The sequence below is a fragment of the Flavivirga spongiicola genome, from assembly GCF_030540825.1.
Lineage (GTDB): Bacteria > Bacteroidota > Bacteroidia > Flavobacteriales > Flavobacteriaceae > Flavivirga > Flavivirga spongiicola.
Window position 1 is genome coordinate 3,175,001 of the sequence record NZ_JAUOEO010000001.1, and the last position, 24,612, is coordinate 3,199,612.

Genomic DNA, 24,612 nt, shown 5'->3' on the forward strand with positions numbered 1-24,612 from the left:
AATCAGAAGTGGCATTTACCATTCCTAAAACTTTTACAACTCTTTTTACCTTATTTAAATTTCCAAGTGTTGATTTAAGTACCGATAGTTGATTTATAGCTGTGATTCTTGCTGCTTCATACCCTTGTTCAATAGTAAGGTCAGCACCGATTTTTCCAGTAATATTTTTTCCATTGTCCTGTAGTGGACCTTTACCAGATAGGAATAACAAATTTCCCGTACGAACTACATTTACGTAATTAGCAACTGGGGTAGATGGAGCCCTTAAGGTTATTTTTAGCTTTTTCAGATTGGCTTCAGGATCGTAGTCATTTGTAACTACACTTGTTGTGTTTGTATGCTCCTTTTGTGTTGCTTTTTGCGTACAACTTATTAAGAGCAACGCAAGGATACATATCCAAGATATTTTCATATTTTTTATATTGTTAAATGTTTGATAATACTTCTCTAAGTCGTTGGGCAACCAATCTTTCTTGACCGGGCTCCATCATCCAAGTGGTTATGCCTATTTCTTTATCGTTTCCCACGGTCTCGATAGATGGATGACCATTTTTCAATTCAGACCTAACGTCATTCGGAGTCATTTTAACAATGTCCTGGTCCCATCTAACTTTTAAAGAAGGAACATGATTAGCATATTTTGGGATATGAATCTCTGTTTCAACACCTTTAACAGACAATACACTATCACTAATTAACTTTATTTGTGATTCCCACATTTTCCATTCCTTTATATGGTCTTTTTGTAAATACAATTCTAAGGCTACCAACATGCCTAGAACCTCTTCTTTGTTAACTTTCATACCTCGAGCAATGGTATGTCCGCGCGGTGGTGTATGAAGTCGAGCAGCCTTGATAAGATTTTTGTTACCCAATAGTAGTCCAGCACTTTGTGGACCTCTCAAGCCCTTTCCTCCCGAAAATGCGACCAGATCAAACCCCATTTTAGTGAATTTATATAGGTTTTCTACTGGAGGGACATCAGCTGCACAGTCAATAAATGTTGGGATACCGTGTTTTTTACCTAGTTTAACAAAGGCTTCTTGTTTAATTTCACCCTCATCTGTATTGGCGTTTAAAAACCATAACATAGCAGTATTTTTATTGATGGCTTTTTCCAGTTCTTTAGCGGTTTTTACAGTGATTATTTTTACTCCAACATTTGTTAAGGCATGGGTATAAACAATATTATGTGATTCTTGAAGGATGACCTCATTTTTAAGCCCCGTTGTATCAGGAAGCTGTGCCACTTTTTTTTCGTCCATTCCAGAAATGACTCCGGCAAGACCTATGGTCATAGCTCCAAATGCTCCTGATGATACAGTAGCGTACTCACATTCTAATAGCTCAGCGATCCTTTCTCCTACTTTGTCCTGTAGTTCATCCAAATTAACGTATTCTGTTGCACCGTAACTAATAGCAGAAGTAACTTCCTTAGACATTAACGAGCCAGTCATAGAAGTATAGGTCCCTGCCGCATTAATAAATGTTCTAAGCCCTAATTCTTTAAAAAAATTACGTGTAGCAGGTTCTAATAGTACTTTATTGATTGGCTGTCCGTGGAGCCATTCAGACCCCAGTAAACCACCAGCTAATGGTAGCATGGATAGGGTTTTTAATAATTCTCTTCGTGATGCCATGTTCTAAGTTTTAATGGTTATTTAATTAACTGCGGCAATACAATCCATCTCAACGAGTGACTTTCCGGGTACACCACCATATGTAGCAACCGTAGTTCTAACAGGAGGCTTTTTTCCAAAGCGACCCCTGAAGACTTCATTCATTCCTTTATAATCTTCCAAATCGTGGAGATACACATTCACTTTTAAGACTTGTTCCATAGAGGAACCATTTTTTTCCAGTTCTTTTTGAAGTTCTTTTAATACATGGTCTGTGTGTGCCTTAATATCTCCTTCAAAATGAGCGCCTTTTCCAGCTATGTATAGCGTATTGCCATGCTTTACTGCACCAGAAAACAAAGGGATTTCTTGACTATCTTTTGATAGATCAAGTACTTCTTTTTTAGGATTTGATTCCTTGGCCATTGCTTTTGTTATGCCTAAACCGAAGACACCAATAATAGCCATTCCCATTCTTTTTAGAGAGGATCTTCTTGTGGTTTTATTTTCCATGTTGTTCATACGTAATAGATTTATTGATTATTTTATGGTATAAGTGATAAAGCAGTATCAGAATAATACTACCACGTTCTCTTTTTTAATAGTTCTTGTATTTGTTCTTTTGGTACGGGTAATTCATCTATATGATCATTAAGCCATTTCGAAAAATCTTTTTCAATAGCATCGGACCATTTGTTATCTATTTGTCCAGGGCTGTAAACGCCTTCCTTGAGTCTAGTAATTCCAAATAAATCTCGTAGTCTTACAATTTCTGAGGTAATCACAATTTTCTCTGCTAAGTGTGCAGGAATGAATATAACACCTTCCTTTTTCGCCAATACGACATCTCCTGGTAAAACTGTTACCGCTCCTATTCTAATAGGTGTGTTTAAACTTAAAAGCATCACTTCGGTAAGAAATGAAGGATGCCAATCCCGTACGTAGGCATTAAAGCCTTCAATTTGGGAAAGCCCTTCCATATCGCGACTTGAAGCATTAAAAACAACACCTGTTTTAGATTTGGCATAAATGGCATTTCCCAAATTATCCCCGATTAAAGTACCGTCGACAATTTTTCCAAAACAATCGGCGACATAAACATCACCAGTAATAAGCATATCTATGGGCCAGGAATTGGTGTTTCCAACACGACCATCTCTTTCTCCTTTCTTTTTAATTTGATCAGCAACATCCGGACGGTTAGGCATGTATTGAGCAGTGAGTGCCCGACCTACAAAAGGAGCATCATCATGTAATGGTTTCCAGCCTCCTTCAAATTGATTGTGGTATCCCTCGTTTCTTAGTACACCCCAGGCTTCTTCTATAGCAACACTTTTCATTCTTTCAAGAATATCATCCGGAACTTTTGGGCGGCCATCAGGAAACCTTTCACCTTCCCATAATGGCGTAAGAAATATAGTCTGTTCTTTTGTGATGGTTTGTGCCAGTGTTACATTGAACATAAGCAGGCATATTCCAATTAAAGTTATTGATTTGATGTGTTTCATACTTTTTTGTTTTTTCTGGTTATTCAGAATGTCTTTTTTTATTTAGTTGCATTTTCGTCAGCAGTTTCTTTTTTCTCTGCGTTATTCGAGCCGGAATTCTTTGCTGCGTCTTTATCTCTCCACCATGTTGCCAATGACGAACCAGAAATATTCATCCAAGGGCCGAAAACAGCCGGAGCCAGACCAATGGTTGCAACTTTACCCATTTCGAGTGCTATTCCTGAAGCCAACCCGCCATTTTGCATGCCAACTTCTAAGGCTATAGTACGACAATCTTGTTCGCTCATTTTTAATGCGCGACTGCCCCAATACCCAAGAAAATATCCAGCGATATTGTGGATGATAGCGGCTAATACCAATAATAATCCAATGGTGAGTAAACTATCCCTTCCAGCTGCTGTAATAATGGTAATAATGAGGGCTATTCCCACCATAGAAACTATAGGCATTAACTTATCTAACCATTTGGCTTTGCCATGGAAAAAATGATTAAAAATCAAGCCTACTATTATTGGCAAAATCACAATCTTCAATATACTGAGCATCATGGACCAAAAATCGATTGGCACAAATTGACCAGCAAATACTTTCATCAATAAGGGAGTCATTAATGGTGCTAAGACCGTTGAAACGGCTGTAAGTGTAACAGAAAGGGCCAGATTAGCTTTTGCAAGGTATGCCATGACGTTAGATGCTAATCCACTAGGCGATGAACCAACTAATACGACGCCCGCGGCAACTTCGGCCGGGAACCCAAAAAGACTTGCAATACTAAATCCTAATAGGGGCATTATTGTAAATTGGCAAGTAAGCCCGACTAAAACACCTTTTGGCATTTTAACAACATTGCCAAAGTCTTTAATACTCATTGCGGTACCCATTCCAAACATGATTATCTGAAGTAAGGGAACGATTAACTTTTTTAGATTAAAACTTCCTATACTCGTGAAATAAGATGGATAATACATGGATACGGTAACCGCCGCAAAGATCAATATGGTAAATGAAAATCCTTTAAATTTTTGCGTACCTCTTACAGCGAGAGCCAAGAGAAAGAAAAATAACATGAGAGGGAATCCAGCATTTGAACCTTGCCCCATGATTAACATTATAAGTGTAATTAACAGACAGGTAATTGAGCCGAATAGTAAAAATTTAAAAATGGATTTCATATAGGTTGTTTTATTACTTGTTTTTAATGGCATATTTATTCATTCCATAAAGTGGATGAGATGCCGTTTAAATCCCAGACGATGGCACCTTTTCTTATGGTTAATTCACAAATTATTTTTTGCGACCCAGACATTCTTAAACCTTTCGTATCTACAAAACCAAAATCGCCTTCAACTAACTTTAAAAGGGTAACATCTGCAACTGCACCAACAGACAAATGTCCTAAGTCGGTTCTCTTAATATATTGCGCTGGGTTCCAGGTGACACTCTCAAGTATTTTGTTAACAGGCATGCCCATATTTAAAAATTTGGACATAATGTTTGTGAGATCCTTCATGCCTCCATTCATACTACCAGTATGTAGATCAGTGCTAATGGAATTTGGCCAAAAACCTTGTTGCGTGGCCGGAATAGCTTGGCTAAATATAAAACTACCTCCGCCATGACCTACATCAAATATAACTCCTTTGTTTTGTGCCTCAAAAACATAGGGTCTAACCTTTCCATGTTCATCAACCAATGCTGTTCTTCCTTTTATATGTGCATAACAATGAGTGAAAATATCACCAGGTCTTAGTTTTTCCATGAGTAAGGTTTTCATATTCAATTCTGGTTCGCTACCACCAAAATCGATCATAACTGGTATGTTTGCAAGTGTTCCTGCTCTCACTGCCAGATCTGTTGGTTCCCAGAACGGGCCAGAATAATGTGCCAGTTTTACACCAACAATGATCCCGGGATATTGTTTAGCCTTATTAGCTGTGGCTATAGGGTCCATATCCGTAATGTTTTGTTCGATAGCACCTCCTTTCATGCCTGAACCTATAATATTTAAAAAGGACAATACTCGTGTCTTTGACCGGTCGATGGTTTGTTCTTTAAAGGTCTCGAAATTTTTCCAGCCCGCACCACCAACATCAACAATGGTTGTCACGCCACTTCTAAAGGTGAAACCATCAGGAGGGAGACTACTAAAACTATTACTTAAATAGGCTTTAGGTTGTGTTCCGAAAAAATTATGACCATGTATGTCCAGAAGCCCTGATGATACTAGAAGTCCAGAGGCATCTATAGTTTTTTTTGCACGATCTTTCGAAATATTAGTACTTATCTGAGCTATTTTTCCATCGACGATGGCAATATCCATAATACTATTTATATTGTTTTTAGCATCAATTAGCTGTCCTCCTTTTATTAGAATATCATAGTCTTGACTTAACGCCAGAGAACTAATAAGACTTATTACACAGACACTTAACAAGTTTTTTTTATTTAATCTAATCATAGTAAACGGTATTTATTCATGATTTTGATCATTTAGATATTTCCCCGAGTAATTTATGGCTCAATTATCCTTAGTTATGATTATGTTCCTTTTTTAATTTTTTTCTAATCCGACTTACTTCTTTTGTTTCTATTGTGGAAGCTTCATTACCAAAATTGGTACGGATATAAGTTAAAACTTCTGCTATTTCATCGTCGGTTAAAAAACTGTGCTGGGGCATTAAACCACTAAAAGACTCACCATTAACTTCGATGGTTCCTTCCAGTCCCTGAAGAATGACTTTTATCAATCGTGATTTATCTCCTGTAACCCAATCAGTATGAACCAATGTTGGAAATCTACCACCTGCTCCATGTCCATCGTCTTGATGGCAGGCACTACAATATCTGAAGTATAGCTTGTGTCCTCCTAATAATAGTTCATCTTTCATTAAGTTGTCTTTTTCCTTGTCTGGTGTTTTTATATGGGTAACTAATTTTCGTTGTTCCATGGCTGCCAGTTCCTTTTCTCCAAAACTAGCTTTATGGCCTTTATACATAACCCGCCATATTTTCCCTTGATTAGAATCACTAATGTATATGGATCCGTCTGGACCGGTTGTAACACCCATCGGTCTGTTAACAGCTCTATATACGCTTACGATGGGATCCTTTTTAGCAAAACCGTCTGCAAAAACTTCCCAATCTCCTGTTGCCTTTCCATCTTTAAAGGGAACAAAACCAACAAAATACCCAGACTGAGGGTAGGGACCTCTATTGGTAGAACCATGAAAGGTAATAAACGCCCCATTTTTATAGCGTTCGGGAAGCTGGTTACCTGTATAGAACATAAGATCGTTAGGAGCCCAATGTCCTGGAAAGCCTATAACGGGATCATCACAGGACTCACACCGTCCTACGATTTTACCATCTCCGCCGTATTCGGGTGCTAATACTTTTTTGTTTTGAAGCTGATCATAATAACAGTAGGGCCATCCGAAATCTGAGCCTTCAGTCACTCTGATAAATTCTTCCGCAGGTAACATAGCGCTTTCCCATGGGGTAAATTGGTTAGGGAATAAACGATATAGATCGTCCCTACCATGTACTACGGCGTAAAGGGTTTCATCAACCGGATTCCAATCTAATCCTACCACACTTCGAATTCCGGTTGCAAATTTATAACCATCTTTTTGGGTCTGCCCTGTTTTATTTACATCGAATCTCCAGATACCTCCATGGTGTTCTAGTTGGGGGCAAGGATCTATTCCAGGAGATTCGGGTGTTCTCCCTTCTACTTGGCAAGCATTAGATGGACCTCCAAAAGGCACATACATATAGCCTTTATTATCAAAAGCTATTGGTTTTGCAATATGTTGATGTTGTCCATGTTCATGATCGTCCGTCATGATAATTTCAGGGTCACCAGGAACAATTTGACCTTTTTTATCCAGTTTATAACGATACACAACCAATTCTGTACTAAAATAAACATAACCGTTATGTATTTTCATAGCTGTGGAATAACCACCTCTTGATTCTGAAGAGTCTTTTTTTATGTTGCCATACCTCTCAATGATGTCTGCTTTTCCATTTTGAGTTGTATCTCGTAATATCACTATGGCTTCTCCATTTTTGGAATACCTTAAATTGACATAGATGGTTCCGAATTTATCAACGGTAAGGTGTCTTGCTTTACCTTCAATGCTATCTGTTACTATTAAAGCTTCAAAATCATCAGGAATAAAGAGCCCTCCATTATCGGGGTCTCCTGGTGGTAATATTGATTTTTGAGTACATTGAATAAAACTTACTATTATACAAAGAGCGAATAATATAGATCTTGATCGAAAATTCATAAATATCATTTAATACATGCTTTTATAAGTAGATCTTAGACAAATGTCAATTTCAATTCAATATTCTTTGAGGCTATTAATGTTTATTCAGTCAGAACTTTCACGAAAGATTTTAGTTAAAAATGGTATAATTTACTTATAATGATTACATTATGGTTTTTATAAATATAGTAAAAAATGAAAAGAGTATTAAATTTTTTATAAGTGAAGCATTTATTAAGACTCTTTTTTTATTTTGAATATGGATGTGGGATGTATTTAGAATAATTATTATTCAATTTTCATTCACGCGCTTTTAAATGAATTTTGAAATTAAAGGAGGCTGGCTGGATGTGTAATACTTAACATAATACGGAAAATGTCATTTTTATGGTTATTTAACTTAAATTAATAGCTACTCTTAAATTTTACTAATCTTAAAAATACCTTTATCTGTAACATTCTTATTTAATATAATACTTATATTTAGTAATAAATTTTTTAACACATAACCTTATGGGGCTTTTTGACAAAATAAAAGAAAAACTAAGTCACGAATTTATTGATATTATTGAGTGGCTAGACTATACCGATGATACTATTGTACACCGTTTTGAACGCTATCAAAACGAAATAAAAAACGAAGCAAAACTGATTGTTAGGGAAGGGCAAGTCGCGGTTTTTATTAATGAAGGGCAACTCGCCGATGTATTTACACCGGGAACTTATACTTTAAATACACAAAATCTACCGATACTAGCTACACTTAAAGGTTGGAAATATGGATTTAACAGCCCTTTTAAGGCAGAAGTTTATTTTGTAAACACCCACCTTTTTACAGACGAGAAATGGGGTACTAAAAACCCAATTACTTTAAATGATGAACGTTTTGGGCTTGTTGAAATTAGAGCTTTTGGAACCTATGCTTTTAAAATTAACGATCCAGGTAAATTTATTATAGATATTGTAGGAACAGACAATAATTTTACCAATTTTGAAATAAACGAACATTTAAAAAGTTTAATTGCAACGCGTTTTACTGATACTGTAGGCGAGGCAAATTTACCTATTGAGTTATACGCTGCCAATACTTCAGAACTATCGGAAACCTGTAAAGAAGTCATGCAGCCTGAGTTTAATAGTGTGGGGATCTCTCTCGAAAAGTTCTTTATTGAAAATGTATCTATGCCCGAGGATCTTAAAAAAGAAATTTTTGAGTATAGTCGTATAGACAAATTAGACCTTGAGAAACTCACCAAATTTAAAACAGCCAAAGCCATTGAAGCTGCCGCTACAAACGAAGGAGGTACTGCGGGTGCGGGAATGGGAATGGGAATGGGCTTTGTCTTGGCTCAGCAAATGAGTGGTATGATGACAGGAGGAACGCAACAGACAACTACAAGTCCTATGGTGGCACAGCAACAAGTAGCTGTACCACCTCCAATGCCAATAGCCGTACAGTACTTTTACGCATTAAATGGACAACAAGCTGGTCCTGTTAACTTTGAGCAGTTAAGAGTATTATTTGCCAATAGAACGGTAAACAAAGAAACCTTGGTGTGGAAGCAAGGCATGCAAAATTGGACAGTATTACAAGAAGTGGAAGAACTAAAAGCCTTTTTAGGAGGAAGTACTCCACCACCTCTTCCTGCGTAAAAATAATATGCAAGAAACATTCACTCAAAAATCTGAGCTTAAAAAATCCTGTATCAACTGTGGTGCGGAGCTTACTTATGCTCCGGGCACTACTTCACTTACATGTGATTATTGTAACTATGAGCAGGAAATTCCTGTTTCAGAAAATAGTTTTGAAGAGCTAGAACTTGTAAAATACCTTAATAAAATGGGAGGGCAGTCGCATAGTGAGCAAATTACCATGCTACAATGTAAAAACTGCGGTGCCAATCAACATGTTGAAGAAAACTACAAGTCGTTGCATTGTGTTTATTGTAGTATGCCTCTTATTATTGAAGACGCTTATAAAGAAGATTGGATTTTGCCGGGGGCTGTTGTTCCTTTTCAGATAACGCAAGAAAAAGCGCATCAAATTTTTAAAAATTGGGTCGCTAGCCTATGGTTTGCTCCCAACAATTTAAAAAAGGCTGCTTTAGATCCACAACATACTAAAGGACTGTACGCTCCCTATTGGACATTTGATGCCCAACTTTTTGCAACCTATATAGGGCAAAGGGGTGAGTACTATTATGTAACAAAAACAGTAGGTTCTGGAAAAAATAGGCGTACTGTACAAGAGCGTAGAACACGTTGGTATCCTGCTTCTGGCAATGTAAGCGGATTTGTGGATGATACCTTGATTAAAGCTTCCAAACAAAAAACCGGTGTCATACCCTCAAAAGTGTCTCGATGGAACTTAAAACAACTACAACCTTTTAACAGTAGTTTTTTAGCTGGTTTTGTTACCGAAAAATATACCATCCCCCTAAAAGAAGGGCATTTAGTTGCTACAAATGAAGCCAAGACGATTGCCACCCGATGGGCTAAAAATGATATTGGCGGAGATACGCAACGCGTCTCTTCCATTAATATGCAGTTAAGCGAAGAGACTTTTAAACATATTTTATTACCTGTTTACATAAGCGCATACCAATTTAAAGGAAAACGATATAATTTCTTTGTAAATGGGCAAACAGGGGTATTGTCTGGGCAACGACCGTACTCATTCTGGAAGATTTTCTTTTTGGTACTAGGTATTCTAATTGTTATTGGAGTTATTGTGTTTTTTACAAACTAAAATCAATGAAAACTATTTGTAGTAGGTGATATTTTAGAAGGGTTAAAAGCCTTACAAGAGGATTTGGAAAAGTTCCTTTTTTTACAAACGACAAATTTATTTTTTATAGGTGATAGTTTTGATGGTTGCAGTTAAAAGGATACCGCTCAAAAAAGTAGGTCTGTATATAAAACAATCATCTCAACTTATAAATGAGAATAGTAAGGTAAAAAGCTTATCCAAATTATTTAATTTTTTTAGTGTAAAACTCGTAGTTGGTTTCTTATCTTTAATGCGTTTTTATAATAAACATAATGATAGAAAATAAAGAACTGGATTTAGCTTGGGACTTTGTTAATAATACGGATAGAAATGTATTTTTAACAGGGAAAGCAGGTACTGGGAAGACGACATTTTTGCATAAGTTGAAAATGAAATCTTTAAAGCGTATGGTAGTGGTTGCACCTACTGGTGTGGCGGCTATTAATGCAAAGGGAGTGACCATACATTCGTTTTTTCAGATGCCTTTTGGTCCGCTTTTGCCAGATACAGACTTAAATAATACATCTTCTGGTTTTAATCGTAAGTTTAGCAAGACCAAAATAAACATCATTAAGTCTCTGGATTTGTTGGTCATTGATGAGATTAGTATGGTTCGTGCCGATTTATTGGATGGTATTGATCGCGTTTTGAGACGTTTTAAGAGTAGAAATAAAGTATTTGGAGGTGTTCAATTATTAATGATAGGCGATTTACAACAGTTATCTCCTATTATAAAAGAAAATGAATGGGAATTACTAAAACCCTATTATAGAAACGGGTTCTTTTTTAGTAGTCAGGCGTATCTACAATGTCAAGCTATTACTATAGAATTGAGTCATATTTTTAGGCAAGATAATCCTAAATTTATTAGCATTCTTAATGAGATCCGAACCAATACACTAACACAAGCCTCAGCTGATGAATTAAACAAACGCTACCAACCCGATTTTGTGCCAGATGAAAAAGAAGGTTATATATCCTTAACAACGCATAATAATAAGGCAGAACAGACCAATAATAGAGAACTGGATAAACTAAAGAGTAAGACGTATACTTATGATGCTAGTGTTGAAGGTAAGTTTCCGGAATATGCCTACCCTAATAAAGAGAAACTAACTTTAAAGGTTGGTGCGCAAGTCATGTTTATAAAAAATGACAGTTCACCCGAAAAGCGCTATTTCAATGGAAAGATAGGAAAAGTGATTCACCTAGACAGAGATGAAGTGATCGTACATTGTCAGGAAGATGATTTTAATATAGTGACCACACCAGAAATCTGGGAGAATATTAATTATACTGTTGATGCAGAAACCAAAGCCATTACCGAAAATAAAATAGGTGCTTATACGCAGATGCCTTTACGACTAGCATGGTCTATAACCATACATAAAAGCCAGGGACTAACCTTTGAAAAAGCTATTATCGATGCTCAAGGTGCTTTTGCACATGGACAAACTTATGTGGCATTAAGCAGATGTAAATCTTTAGAAGGTTTGGTGCTAAATAGTAAAATAAATTCCAGTCAGATTATTAGTGATAGTAATGTATTGTCTTTTAATAAAATGGCTGAAGAGAATCAACCAGACAAAGGTATATTACAAGCTTCTAAATCGGAATTTCAGTTGAATTTAATAGCAGAATTATTCGATTTTTATAAGTTTCTCCATCCTATAGGACGTATACTTGATATTTATTATAAGAATAAAACCAGTATAGAGGGACAAGTAGAAGATCCTTTAGATACTATGAAATCTTGTGTTACAGAACTGTTAAAAGTAGCCAATGCATTTAAGGCACAACTAACCGCCCTATCTGAAACTTCTGAAGCGCCTGAATCGAGTGAAGCGCTTCAAGAACGGTTTATTAAAGCGATCAACTATTTCAGTGTCCAGACAAAAGAGCGTATAAGCCCCGCTATAAAATCCTTTGGTTTTACTACGGACAACAAGACGATTGAAAAAGATATGCTTAAACAGTTTGACACTCTAGAAGAATTGTTGACGAGCAAGCTCTTGTATTTTGAAGGTTTAACAACTGGTTTTAATGTGATCACCTTTTTAGAATTACGTGCTAAATCCGTTTTTCTTGCTAAAGACAAACCTAAGAAACCTAGAAAAACAATTATTGATGGGACGACCAATATTGAGTTATTTGAGTTATTACGTGAGCTACGAAACAGTATAGCTAAACGAGAAGATTTGGTGCATTTTCAGGTGTTTACACAGAAAGCTTTATACGACATGTGCGAAACCTTACCAACGAATAAGCAAGAACTAAAACAAGTTAACGGTATGGGGAAGGTGCGGGTTGAAAAATATGGAACCGCCATTTTAGAAGTGATTAGAACCTATTGTGACGAGAACGATATTGAAACTTCTGATGCTAGTGAGATAGATCTTTTTGAGAAACCAAAACCAAAGCGAAAAAAAGGCGATACTAAAAAGATTTCCTTAGACTTATTTAAAATGGGAAAATCTGCTGAAGCAATCGCTTTAGAACGTGACTTGAATGTGAATACCATTACAGGGCATTTGGCAAGCTTTATATCTTCAGGCGAAGTAAAAATAACCGATTTGATCTCCGAAGTTCATTATGAAGAACTAAAAAACATTATCCCCAAAACAAAGTTTGAAAATCTCTCTGATTTAAAACACCAAGTAGATGCTAAGTATAGTTATGGAGAATTGCGTTTGGTGCTTGACGATTTGTATAAGTAATAAGCGTTTAAGGGGGGAATTATACTTTAAAATGTGCTTTAGTATATATGTGTAAATCTATATACACATTTTAAGTGCTTCTTTATATAAAAGGTGTACTTGCGAATACCTGTGTTCATGTAAGTATGCGAGAGCATATTTACGCTCAAATGTCATCGTTTGAAATTTCAAAAGGTTCTAACCTAGTCACAAAAAAAATCTCAAAGCTAGGCGCAAAAGAATAATCCGAATCTTTAAGATAAATACAAGTAGACTTACTATATTTTAGCCATAATTGCCACTGCAAATTTTTGATTTGTTTCTAAAGTTACATTGCTTTGCCACCTAACTAATTTGGAATTATTGCAAATAATATTTATAATGCAAGTGAAGATGTTTAATTAATTTGTTTTATTTAGATTTGTTCACGTTGAAATTAGAAGTTTAGGTTAATTAGTTTTTCGGCTAATTTGGTATAGCTATCAATATTTAATAAAGTTCCTTTTAGATTCTATTGAAGAAATATTTTTTAAAAAAAATATAAAGAACTATGCATGCTGTCCTAAGTTATTATTTATAGGATATTAATGAGGCAAAGGATACAGTTCAGGATGTTTTTGTAAAAATAATTGAACAAAACAAACTGAAAGAATTAAAAAATAGTGAAAGTTATTTTAAAAAAGCAGTACATAACAATATTAAAGAAGACTCTTTTTGGATTCTATTGAAGAAATATTTAGAAAAAACTATAAAGAACTGTGCATTCTGTCCTATTATTATTTAAAGGACATTAATGAGGCAAAAGATGTCGTTCAGGATGTTTTTGTAAAAATAATAGAGCAAAACAAACTGAAGGAATTAAAAAATAGTGAAAGTTATTTTAAAACAGCTGTGCGTAACACCAGTTTAAAAAGAATCCAAAAGAGGAAGAAAACGGATACGCTCTCTAACCACAATCTTTTTTATAATCCAGCCAATACAGAAGAACAAGAAGCCATAGCGCTTAAGAATAAAATAGAATTATATAAACAAATAGATTTACTACCAGAACAATGTAAAAATGTATTTTTATTATGTGTGTTAAACGACCTTAAGTATAAAGAAGCGGCAGAGGTCTTAAAAATATCGATTAACACGGTAAAAACTCAAATGAAAAAAGCATTTAAAATTTTAAGATCTTCATTAAAAGATACGCATTTACTACTCTTTTTATTTTCTCAAGAAAAGATTTATTCTAAAAAAATAAAATTAAGTTAAAAAAACATCACCCTAAATTTAAGTTATGGGTCTTATTAGTATAACAATAAGATCATTTAGATTAGGTTGAGGTGAGAAATATAGATGTCATATTTAAAAAGTTAAGAAATAATCTAACTCCAGAGGAAGAGATTATATTCCAAGAGTGGCTTAAAAGTTCTAATGTAAACGAAAGACTATACAAGCGGTTGCTTCAATTAAAAAATGAAGGAAGCGGGGCTTACGATATTTCAGAATTAGATGTAAATGCTGCTTGGAAAGCAATCCAAGAAAATGTTAAGCCAAAACAAAAAAGCAAGGTTATTCCCTTTTATAAAAGAAAAGTGGTACAATATGCAGCAGCCGTGTTGGTAGGTATTCTTGCCACTAGTTATATATTCAAGGGGGATTTATTTAGTAAACCTATTGAGGATTCGCCAATAATTGTAAAGACAAATATAATAGAAACCGGTACAGACAAAGCGGTGTTAACTTTAGGGGATGGTTCTGTAGTCGCATTAGAAAAAGGGCAAACATTCCAAAGTAATAATATAAAGAGTACAGGGGAAGAATTAGTTTATAATGCTGCGAACACTACAAAAGAAGAAATCACATACAATTATTTAACGATCCCGCGTGGAGGGGAATGGTTAATTAAGCTTTCAGATGGCACACAAGTTTGGTTAAATTCAGAATCGCAGCTTAAATACCCTACAAGTTTTGTTAAGGGAGAAAGTCGTAAAGTGGAATTGGTGTATGGTGAGGCTTATTTTGATGTGAGCCCAAGTACAGCACATAATGGTTCAAAATTTATAGTCCACAATCAAAATCAGGACATCGAAGTGCTAGGTACAGAATTCAATATTAAAGCTTATAAAGACGAAACGAATATTTATACAACTTTAGTAGAAGGTCTAGTGTTGATAAATCAAGAAGGTACAAAGCAAAAGTTATTACCTAACCAACAGTCGGTTTTAGATAAGAATACAAATACTATAGAGGTTGCTAATGTAGATGTCTATAATGAGATCTCTTGGAAAGAAGGCATATTTAGTTTTGATGGTAAAACATTGAAAGAGATTATGAAAGTCATGTCCAGATGGTACGATATGGAAGTTGTTTTTATGAACAAAGACATTGAGGACGAAGAATTTGTTGGCGTATTAAGAAGAAATCGAGATATAAATAAAGTATTATCTGGTATTAAAAGTTTTGGAACAATTAAAGATTATACCATTAGTGGTAAGAATGTCGTATTAAAATAAGAACAGAATTAATCTAATTTTTTAAATCAAAAAAGATTTAGATAAAGGAATGTTCGAACAAGAAAGGAAGCGAAGTAGAGAAATTTTCCGGTATCAAAACTTCGCCCCTATACTATGTATTAATTAATGTTTAACTAACACAAAGCAAATTTATGAAAATTAAATTAACCACTGTCCGTTCCAATATTAGGAAACGGGTCTTATCTACAATTATGAAGACGTTCATCTTTTTATTTTGTACTACTGTTTTTAGTTTCAATACAGAGAATGTGTTTTCTCAAGAGAAAGTGAAAATCGATCAAGATCAATTGGCTACAATCGATCAAGTATTTAAAATCATTCAAAACCAAACCGATTATGATTTTATTTACCCCAAAAGGCTATTTAAGAACAAGCCAAAGATTCAATTAAAAAAAGGTGAAGTTCTTATAACAGAGTTATTGAAAAAAAGCCTATTAAATAATAATATGGATTTTGAATTATCCAATGGTAATATTGTGATAATTAAAAATGATGCGAAATTTAATAGTGTTAATTCTAAAGAAAATCAGGGCATTCAGGTATCAGGTATTGTTTCAGATATGTCTGGAGTACCCCTGCCTGGAGCCAATATTATAGAAAAAGGGACCAGCAATGGTACTCAAGCCGATTTTGATGGTAAATTCTCATTAAATGTAACGGATGCAAATGCGATACTTGTTGTTTCTTTTTTAGGGTTTGTTACTCAGGAAATTGCAGTCAACAACCAAACAAATGTTTCTATAATACTTGAAGAATCTACAAGCCATCTAGAAGAAGTTGTGATAATTGGCTATGGTCAGCGTACTAGAAAAACAACCACAGGAGCAGTTGGACAAATTTCGGGAGAGGTGTTAGAGGAAAGACCTATAACAAATGTGATTAATGGTTTGCAGGGTGCAGTCCCAGGTCTAACAATCAATAGGTCAAGTGGAAGACCAGGAGGAGAAGGCTACTCTATAAATATAAGAGGTACTAACTCTATAAATGATGGTGGGAATTCACCTCTTATATTAATTGATGGTGTAGAAGGAGATATTAACTTATTAAACCCTAACGATGTTAAGTCTACTACCGTTTTAAAAGATGCTTCGGCAGCAATTTATGGAGCTAGAGCAGCTGGAGGGGTTATACTTATTACTACAAAAACCGGAAGAAAAAATCAAGCTCCACAAGTTACTTTAACTACCAATTATTCTACGAATGTTAGATCTAATTTAACAGAACGAGTAAACTTAAGACAATGGGTAGAAATGGACTGGGAAGCAAAAACGGCTGCTGGTGCATCTCCCCAGTTTGCAGGCGGAGGAACTTTAGATGAAGTTTTAGCAAAAATTGATGCTGGGGCTGAACCTGATGATATTGGCGGAAACGCTTTTTTGTTTTATAAACTAGAAGATTGGGACAAAGCCCTTTTTGATGATGGGACACAAAAAAGTCACAATGTTACTATAAGCGGTGGTGGAGAACGTTCAGATTATTTAGCATCTGCTGGATTTACTAGAACGGACGGAATATTAAGTAATGCCTGGGATTCTAATGAGCGTATTAATTTCCGTTTTAATCATGGTTACAATCTTACAGATCGTTTGCGATTAGAAACTAAGATTAGTTACGACCGTAATAGAAATTTAGAAGGTGCTGCTACTTCCAATAACATTTTTGCATTGAGAAATAGAGTTTTTACCTGGCTTCCTATATTTAGTCAATCTGGAGAGAACTATGTAACCCAATGGGGTTTTGGAAATCCTAGGCAACGAGCTAACAGAGATCAAGGTAAAAGAACTAGAATTTCGGAAGTATTAAGAGGGAATTTTTTACTAAACTATAAGATTACTGATGGTTTGAAGATTTACACTCAGGCTGCTATAAATAGAGGTGTTAACACTGGTAAAGATTTTAATGCGATTAGTTTAAGATGGAATTATAATGATACCTCTTCTGGAAGTACAAGGTCAAGGAATAGTTTAACGCAATCATCATCAGAGTCTACTTATAAAAACTTCACAGCATATTTAGATTATCATAAGCAATTCGGGAATAAACATGATATAGGTTTAACAGCTGGAGCAAGTCATGAAGAAAATGAAAATAGTGGTTTTTGGGCAAGTAGACAGGATTTTTCACAAACAGAAGTATTGAGCTTAAACTTAGGTGATACCGAAAACATGGAGAATGGAGCAAATGCTAGTCATTGGGCTATAAGATCATTTTTTGGAAGATTAACATATACTTTTAACTCAAAATATATTGCGGAAATAAATTATCGTAGAGATGGAACCTCCGTATTTTCTCCGGACAAAAGATGGGGTGATTTTGGAGGCGTAAGTCTAGCTTGGTTAGCCTCAGAAGAAAAGTTTATTAAAAACCTAAATATTTTTGATCATTTAAAAATTAGGGCATCACAAGGAACGACTGGAAATCAAAACTTAAGTACTGGAAACCTTTACGATTATATTGCACTTATCAATATTGGTGGCCAATACCCGTTTGGTGATGGAGAACAAGCTCAAAGTGCCTCAGAAGCAGGTATCGTATCACAGAACAGAACATGGGAAGATATAAAAACAACTAATATTGGAATTGACTTCTCTTTTTTAAACTCTAAGTTGTCAGGTTCATTCGATATTTTTAAAAAGGAAAACGACAACATGTTATTAGGGGTTAACTTACCTTCCGTTTTAGGAGGAGCTGCTCCAGCTCAAAACATAGGGAGTTTAGAAACCAAAGGTTTTGAATTAAGCTTAAATTGGAAGGATACAGTTTCCGAAGATTTTTCATATAGTATTGGTGTGATTTTAAGTGACAATACCAATAAGTTAATAGATTTAGATGGAAGAGATCGTGTAAGTGATACAAGAGAAGGGTATCCGTTAGGCACTATTTTTGGTTGGGCCTGGGATGGTATTATCCAAAATCAAGTCGAACTAAACGAGTATAAAAAGCTTGAAAACATCCCGGCCGATATAGCTATTGGTGATGCGCGATATAAAGATTTAAATGGAGACGGTAGAATTTCTACTTATGATGATGATGGTAATGATGCCGATATTATAAATTTAGGAACCAATACATCACGATATAACTTTGGTATCAATTTAGCAGCAAATTATAAAAATTTCGATTTTAGCACCTTTGTTCAAGGTGTTGGAAAAAGATCAATCTTTTATAGTGGTAGTTTTTCTATTCCTTTTCAACAGCCTTGGTGGCAGCCGTTAAGAAGATTTTATCAAAATACATGGCAACCAGAGAATCCAACAGCAAAATATCCAAGACTTACAACCGGAGGTACGAGGGAGTGGAATTATAGAACATCTGAGAATACTAGAGTAAGTGGCGCCTACGCTAGATTTAAAAATATTACCCTAGGTTACTCCATACCTACAGATGTCTTAGAAAAAGTAGGAATAAGTAGCTTGAGATTTTATTTAAGTGGAGAGGATTTATTTACTATAGATGCTGTAGATGGCGGATATGATGCAGAAAATACAAATGGGTCAGCCGATTTTTATCCTTATACCAAACGCTATTCTTTAGGTTTAACTTTAACATTCTAAAAAATGAAAAAAAATAATATAAAAATCTTAGGGCTATTTGCTATGATAGCTTTAATACTAAGTTGTGAAAAGGAATTAGATTTAGCACCTTTAGATCAAGTATCGGATGCTTCATTTTGGAAATCTGCAAGTGATTTTGAAAAGGCAGCTAATGCTTTTTATTTTTCATTAAGGAGTGCTGCTAATGGTACTTATGATCAAAATTCAGATATTACTGTAGGGCATTCAAGAAACGGTACCAGTGCTGGTCAACTACTTTTAGACGATGGTCCTGGTTGGGGTGGAGCTTATGGTAGCATTAGAGCAGCCACTAGAATAACTGAAAATTACGAACTGGCTGAAGCGATACAATCAGAAACTAAAAGATACGCAGCCGAAGCACGCTTTTTCAGAGCGCAAACTTATCATAATTTAGTGCGTACTTTTGGAGGTGTTCCATTAATTAGAACTGTTTTAACTTTAGATTCTGAAGAATTAGATGCTCCAAGAGCTTCTAGAGAAGAAGTCGTAGCTTATATTTTAGAAGATATAGACTGGGCTATTGCTAATTTGCCTTTAGAAAGCGAACTAGCCAGTAATGAAAAAGGACGGGTAACGCAAGGCGCCGCTTTGGCTTTAAAATCAAGAATGTTTTTATATGAAGGAACCTGGGCTAAATATCATGCAACAGGAGCCGATGCCAATTCATATTTTACACATTCTATAAACGCCTCGCAAGCTCTAATAGATTCTGGTGAGTACGAAATTTATATGGGTGGTTCAACAGATGCTGCCTATAGACATCTATTTATTGAGGAAGGTGAAGGGAGTAAGGAGTCTATTTTGGCAAGACGTTATAATGAAGAACGGGAAATATTTCATAACACTTCCAGATGGGTTTCTACAAATCATAATTCCCCAACCAAAATGTTGGCAGATATGTATGTATGTACGGATGGTTTACCTATTAGTATTTCTCCATTATTTCAAGGCTATGATACTATGGCCTCAGAATTTCAAAACAGAGACCCAAGAATGTCACAAACGATGATAATTCCTGGCTCCGTAGTTCTCAATCTTGGAGATGATATTTCCATACCTAATATTGGTGGAAGCTCTGGAAGTACCAGATCGGGTTATTTACCCTATAAATTTTTCTCAGATAACGAAGAGTCTCAATTGGGTAGATGTTATTATGATTATATGGTTATCCGTTATGCAGAGGTGTTATTAAATCATGCAGAGGCTTTATATGAGAAAAACGGAAGCATTTCTGACTCAGAATTGGATTTAACCATAAATCAATTGAGAGATCGTGTTGGGTTAACACATTTAACCAATGGTTTAGCTACTGGAAATGCTTTAAATATGCTTTGGCAGATTAGAAATGAAAGAACTGTAGAGTTAGCTTACGAAGGCTTTAGATATGATGATTTAAGACGATGGAAAGAATCAGAAAATTTTCTTCCTGTTAATTTACTAGGTGTGAAATATGACGGTACTGATTTTCCTGTTGATGGCAATGGTTTTATTATTGCCGATGATGAAGGTAGTAGATCTTGGGATCAAAAATTGTACTTATATCCAATCCCTGTCGAGCAAATTAAACTTAATCCGAACCTAACACAAAACCCAGGGTGGTAATGTTAGGTAACATATTAACTAAAATATACAAAATGAAAAACAACATATTATACTTAATAATTTTGTGTTTAGTATGCACAAATTGTGATATCCCATTAGACTATCAATATAGAGTAGATAATAGATTAGAAGGAAAGGATGAGTTAACGCTTACTCATTCTAACCCTGCAACAGGTCTTGCATACACGGAAGCTGAATTAGCAGCATTAAATTATGATCCAACCCTGGAGGACTTTTTTATTGACAATGTAGATTTAACATTAACCATACAAGCACAACCCTTAACTGTTGAGGTGATAAATACTAGTACATCAAATGTTATAGCCACTTTAGATGTTACGGAAAATAATGGAAGTTATATAGCCAATTTTTCCTCAACAGTTGCAGAAATGGGAGTAGGTATTGGTGATAATGTCAAAATAGCTTTTAAAGTTACTTATGACAATAAAGGTGAAGAAGGATTTGACTATAATGCCGTACTATCTTATGATTTTATAATTAGAGATAAATCACCTAACCTAGCACTAAATAAACCTGCAACCGCCTCTGCTGAAGCTTGGGGAACAGTTGCAGCCAGTGCAGTTGATGGTGTTCAAAACGGAGGTTACCCAAATATTATTCATACCAATGAAGCAGACGGAGAAGATTCTTGGTTTGAAGTAGATTTAGGAGCTGTTGTTAATGTTAGACAGGTTAATATATGGAATAGAGCTGATTGTTGTGCAGATCGTTTAACCAATTACCACATATTTATTTCTGAAACACCATTTACAGCTTCAACAGTGCAAGGAATACAAGCACAAGCAGGTGTAACTGATGTTCACGAAGAAGGTACAGCAGGTTTTCCTTCCAAGCATGAAGGTATTAATGTAAATGGAAGGTATGTACGCCTTCAACTCGACTCGACTTCTGGTAGCAGATCCATAAATATGGCTGAGTTTGAGGTGTATTAAAAAACAGTTAGTTTTTGAGTTATTATACTGGCTTTTTTAAGGAGGTTGTTTGAAAAGACAACCTCTTTTTATATTTTATCCCCTTTTAAATCAAGATGTTAGAATGGGCTGTATGAATGCAACTAATCGTAATTACTTAGGTCGAACACACGTTGGTAGATAAAATTAAACTAATTGATAATATAGTATGTTTATGGCTTTTCCTCTTGTAGATGTCTGTCAATTCTATACCAAGGGGATTGATGAAAGAGGATCATTTCCAGGAAGAGTTTTAGGGCCAATAAATAATGAAACAATAGAGCAATTGATCTTGCGCCTTACACGAATCGATTATATAATGGTATCACCAGATCTAGCAAAAAAATGTACAAGAGCAAAGTTTGTAATGGGGAGGAACATTGGTTTCTTTCTGATCATTATCCGGTAATTGCCGAATTTGTATTTTAGAAATAGTAATTTGCAATTGCAATTTTTGGAATAAAATTTCAATATCAAAAGAATTTTATTTTTGTTAAAACCGATTAATAATATTGTATACATCTCGATACAAGAGATTATGTGTTTTCTAAGGTGTTTTTATTGAATTAATAGTGTTTGGATGAATAGAAGGGAAAATACATATGGTATAAATAAATGTAGTGATTTACAGTGTAAAAGAGCATGTAAAAAAGTAATTCAGATATTCAGTAAGTTATTATTTTAAAAAGAAAAGCGATTTATAGGGAGTCTCGCTGTAGTTCAGGGATGGCATTCAATACCACTCTTAGGTACTAAACGAAAAGCCCTTGAAAACAATATGATAATCAAATATTTATAAACTTTGAAAGTGGTTCCTCCAGTAGTTCACCATATTACACTTCACTTCTATATAACTATAACTGTGTGCATCTGTATGCACATTTTGAGTACTTCATTATTTTGTAAATATATTTGTGTGTTTCTTTATACTAGTGAGTATACGAGAGTATATTTGTGAGCAACCATGATATTGATGAGCTTTCATTTAAGATGGAAATAAAAACAACTCTACTTTTAACCTTATAAATATTTGATGTTTTTAATTAGAAATGGTATTAATCAACTTGAAGAGAAATATGCTATCAAGAATCATGGTTTCCAATAATACTAAACCTGCTTTTATAATAATATAACTTCCACTTAGTAGAGAATTGACGAATATGTATGTAAATTGTGATTAATATGAAACCTTTTTTTTATAAGTAAAAAAGTATATTGTGCTACGTTATTTACAAATTTTAAGAATACAATTTTAGGCTTAACAGAGTGACAAGTATTTTAATACTTACTACGTTGTTGCTCGTTTTATTGATGTTACCCACAGTAAATAACACAGTCTCTCAAACTTAATAGAATAGTCCAAGGGCTATATATTGAAAATTTTTGTTTAAAATATTTTAAACCCAAATATCTATCTATTATGGATAATTGTATACAAGCGACTAAAAAAATATTGACTTCACATGATATAAAACATACCTCAAAATATTTAAAAGATAGTATTCTGTCTCATCCAGATTACCCCAGTTTATTATCTATATCGGATACTCTAGAAAAGTACTATATCGAAACTTTAGCAGTAAAATTAGATTTCGAAAAACTTTTAGAAATGCCATTGCCTTCTATTGTTCAAGTGAAAGTTAAAAGGCAACATTTGTTTTTTGTGTTAAAAAGTGTGTTCGATAACAAAGTTTCCTATTACGATAATAAGAATAAATTAATAGAATCTTCTAAAGAAGACTTTTTAAAAATATGGACAGGTATTTGTTTATTAGTTGAAACAACTGAAGATTCTAAGGAAAAAGACATAGAAAAAAAGATTACTTCAAGACGAACATTAAACATTTTAATAGGAAGTATTGCTTTGTTATTGTTGAGTTGGACTGTGATTGTTTTTTTTAATTCTGAAGTGAGAATCAATACATCTTCCACATTTTACACTATTACCTACACTTTTTTAAAATTCATAGGAATAACCGTAGGTGTGTTTTTGTTATGGTTTGATGTAGACCAATACAATCCTACCTTGCAAAGTTTTTGTATGGGTGATAGCAAAAAAACTAATTGTAATGCCGTGTTGGGTTCAAAACACGCCAAGTTATTAGATGGAACACTTAGCTTAAGTCTTTTAAGCTTTTCTTATTTTTTTGGAACATTATCTTTTTTACTAGTTTATGATTTTTTACCAACTGCATTAGCCATATTAGAAGTATTGAGTTTTATAAGCATACCAATTCTAATCATTTCAATCTATTATCAGGCAGTAGTTATAAAACAATGGTGTAAGTTCTGCATCATTATTCAAGGGGTGCTTATTGCTGAAATTGTAATTTCTTTTTTCAGTAAGTTTTATAAAATTCCAATAGAAAATGAAACACTTCCTTTACTATGGGCTCTATTATTAATTCCAATACTAGGTTGGAAAGTTATAAAACCGCTGTTAGAACAAGAAAAAGAAACCAATGTATATAAACGCTTGCTAAAAAAAATAAAAAACAATCCAGATGTTTTAGAAGGCTTATTAATAAAATCCAGAAAAATAGAAGGAACTACAGAAGGTTTGGGAATTTCAATTAACCAAGAAAAAAAAGTTAAATACCATGTTGTAAAAGTATGTAATCCTTATTGTGGACCCTGTGCCAAAGCACACCCAATTTTAGAAGATTTGGTGAACGCAGGTAAAATAAATTTACAAATATTATTTACAGCTAGGTCTAGTAAGGATACCAAGGGTAAACCAGTAAGTCATTTTTTAGCTATAGATGAACAAGGAAATAAAACTAAAACCCAACAAGCCCTAGACGATTGGTATCATGCTGAAGAAAAAGATTATGAAGTATTTGCAAGTAAATATCCCATGAACGGAGAACTTGAGAAACAAAACAATAAAATAGAAGCGATGAGAAACTGGTGCGAAGCAGAACATATTACACATACACCTACCATATTTATTAATGAGTATGAGTTGCCTAAAGAATATAGTGTAGAAGATTTAAAAGAAGTATTACAGTAAAAAAACTCAAAGTAAAAACTTTGGGCGCAAACAATATCCTTTCGCGAAGGGCAGACACA

16 protein-coding genes (1 of these 16 running past the window's edge) are annotated in these 24,612 nt (G+C 34.5%); 9 read left to right on the forward strand and 7 right to left on the reverse strand.

What is annotated here, in order from left to right:
* The 7 genes from Q4Q47_RS12735 to Q4Q47_RS12765 form a co-directional block, all read right to left on the reverse strand.
* Positions 1-382: the 5' portion of a RidA family protein gene (locus Q4Q47_RS12735; protein ID WP_303307033.1), read on the reverse strand. The gene continues 152 nt to the left of window position 1, outside the view; the window shows 382 of its 534 coding nt (coding positions 1-382); it begins with the start codon at positions 380-382; the stop codon falls past the left edge of the window.
* A 43-nt stretch (positions 383-425) separates the two neighbouring features.
* Positions 426-1,640 (reverse strand): selenocysteine synthase, encoded by a 1,215-nt coding sequence (locus Q4Q47_RS12740; RefSeq protein ID WP_303307034.1) that lies wholly within the window; start codon positions 1,638-1,640, stop codon positions 426-428.
* Between the two features lie 21 nt (positions 1,641-1,661).
* Entirely contained in the window at positions 1,662-2,141 is a 480-nt protein-coding gene (locus Q4Q47_RS12745) for a RidA family protein (RefSeq protein WP_303307035.1), read from the reverse strand.
* Positions 2,142-2,200: 59 nt separating this feature from the next.
* A complete protein-coding gene (locus Q4Q47_RS12750; RefSeq protein ID WP_303307036.1) occupies positions 2,201-3,127 on the reverse strand; it encodes an RraA family protein in 927 nt (308 codons plus the stop codon).
* A 38-nt stretch (positions 3,128-3,165) separates the two neighbouring features.
* On the reverse strand, positions 3,166-4,299 hold the full coding sequence (locus Q4Q47_RS12755) for a bile acid:sodium symporter family protein (RefSeq protein ID WP_303307037.1): 1,134 nt from the start codon (positions 4,297-4,299) through the stop codon (positions 3,166-3,168).
* A 35-nt stretch (positions 4,300-4,334) separates the two neighbouring features.
* Complete coding sequence (locus tag Q4Q47_RS12760) at positions 4,335-5,585, reverse strand: amidohydrolase/deacetylase family metallohydrolase (protein ID WP_303307038.1); 1,251 nt, start codon at positions 5,583-5,585, stop codon at positions 4,335-4,337.
* Between the two features lie 70 nt (positions 5,586-5,655).
* Positions 5,656-7,422, reverse strand: coding sequence for a PQQ-dependent sugar dehydrogenase (locus Q4Q47_RS12765; protein WP_303307039.1), 1,767 nt, complete (start codon positions 7,420-7,422; stop codon positions 5,656-5,658).
* 495 nt (positions 7,423-7,917) lie between these two features.
* Here Q4Q47_RS12765 and Q4Q47_RS12770 point away from each other — a divergent pair, with 495 nt between their 5' ends.
* The 9 genes from Q4Q47_RS12770 to Q4Q47_RS12810 all read left to right on the forward strand — a co-directional run bounded on the left by Q4Q47_RS12770 (position 7,918) and on the right by Q4Q47_RS12810 (position 24,553).
* Positions 7,918-9,057, forward strand: coding sequence for an SPFH domain-containing protein (locus Q4Q47_RS12770; RefSeq protein WP_303307040.1), 1,140 nt, complete (start codon positions 7,918-7,920; stop codon positions 9,055-9,057).
* Positions 9,058-9,064: 7 nt separating this feature from the next.
* Complete coding sequence (locus tag Q4Q47_RS12775; RefSeq protein WP_303307041.1) at positions 9,065-10,153, forward strand: DNA helicase PriA; 1,089 nt, start codon at positions 9,065-9,067, stop codon at positions 10,151-10,153.
* Between the two features lie 293 nt (positions 10,154-10,446).
* Complete coding sequence (locus tag Q4Q47_RS12780; protein WP_303307042.1) at positions 10,447-12,891, forward strand: helix-turn-helix domain-containing protein; 2,445 nt, start codon at positions 10,447-10,449, stop codon at positions 12,889-12,891.
* A 693-nt stretch (positions 12,892-13,584) separates the two neighbouring features.
* Entirely contained in the window at positions 13,585-14,127 is a 543-nt protein-coding gene (locus Q4Q47_RS12785; RefSeq protein ID WP_303307043.1) for an RNA polymerase sigma factor, read from the forward strand.
* A 71-nt stretch (positions 14,128-14,198) separates the two neighbouring features.
* Positions 14,199-15,371, forward strand: coding sequence for a FecR family protein (locus tag Q4Q47_RS12790; RefSeq protein WP_303307044.1), 1,173 nt, complete (start codon positions 14,199-14,201; stop codon positions 15,369-15,371).
* Positions 15,372-15,583: 212 nt separating this feature from the next.
* Positions 15,584-18,946, forward strand: a complete 3,363-nt coding sequence (locus tag Q4Q47_RS12795) for a SusC/RagA family TonB-linked outer membrane protein (protein WP_303307045.1) — start codon at positions 15,584-15,586, stop codon at positions 18,944-18,946.
* Positions 18,947-18,949: 3 nt separating this feature from the next.
* Positions 18,950-20,569 (forward strand): RagB/SusD family nutrient uptake outer membrane protein, encoded by a 1,620-nt coding sequence (locus tag Q4Q47_RS12800; RefSeq protein ID WP_303307046.1) that lies wholly within the window; start codon positions 18,950-18,952, stop codon positions 20,567-20,569.
* Between the two features lie 32 nt (positions 20,570-20,601).
* The gene (locus Q4Q47_RS12805; protein WP_303307047.1) at positions 20,602-21,522 is read left to right on the forward strand and encodes a discoidin domain-containing protein; all 921 of its coding nucleotides are present in this window, start codon (positions 20,602-20,604) and stop codon (positions 21,520-21,522) included.
* Between the two features lie 1,438 nt (positions 21,523-22,960).
* Positions 22,961-24,553: a cysteine peptidase family C39 domain-containing protein gene (locus tag Q4Q47_RS12810; RefSeq protein WP_303307048.1), complete on the forward strand. Its 1,593-nt coding sequence runs from the start codon at positions 22,961-22,963 to the stop codon at positions 24,551-24,553.
* The last annotated feature ends 59 nt before the right edge of the window (positions 24,554-24,612 follow it).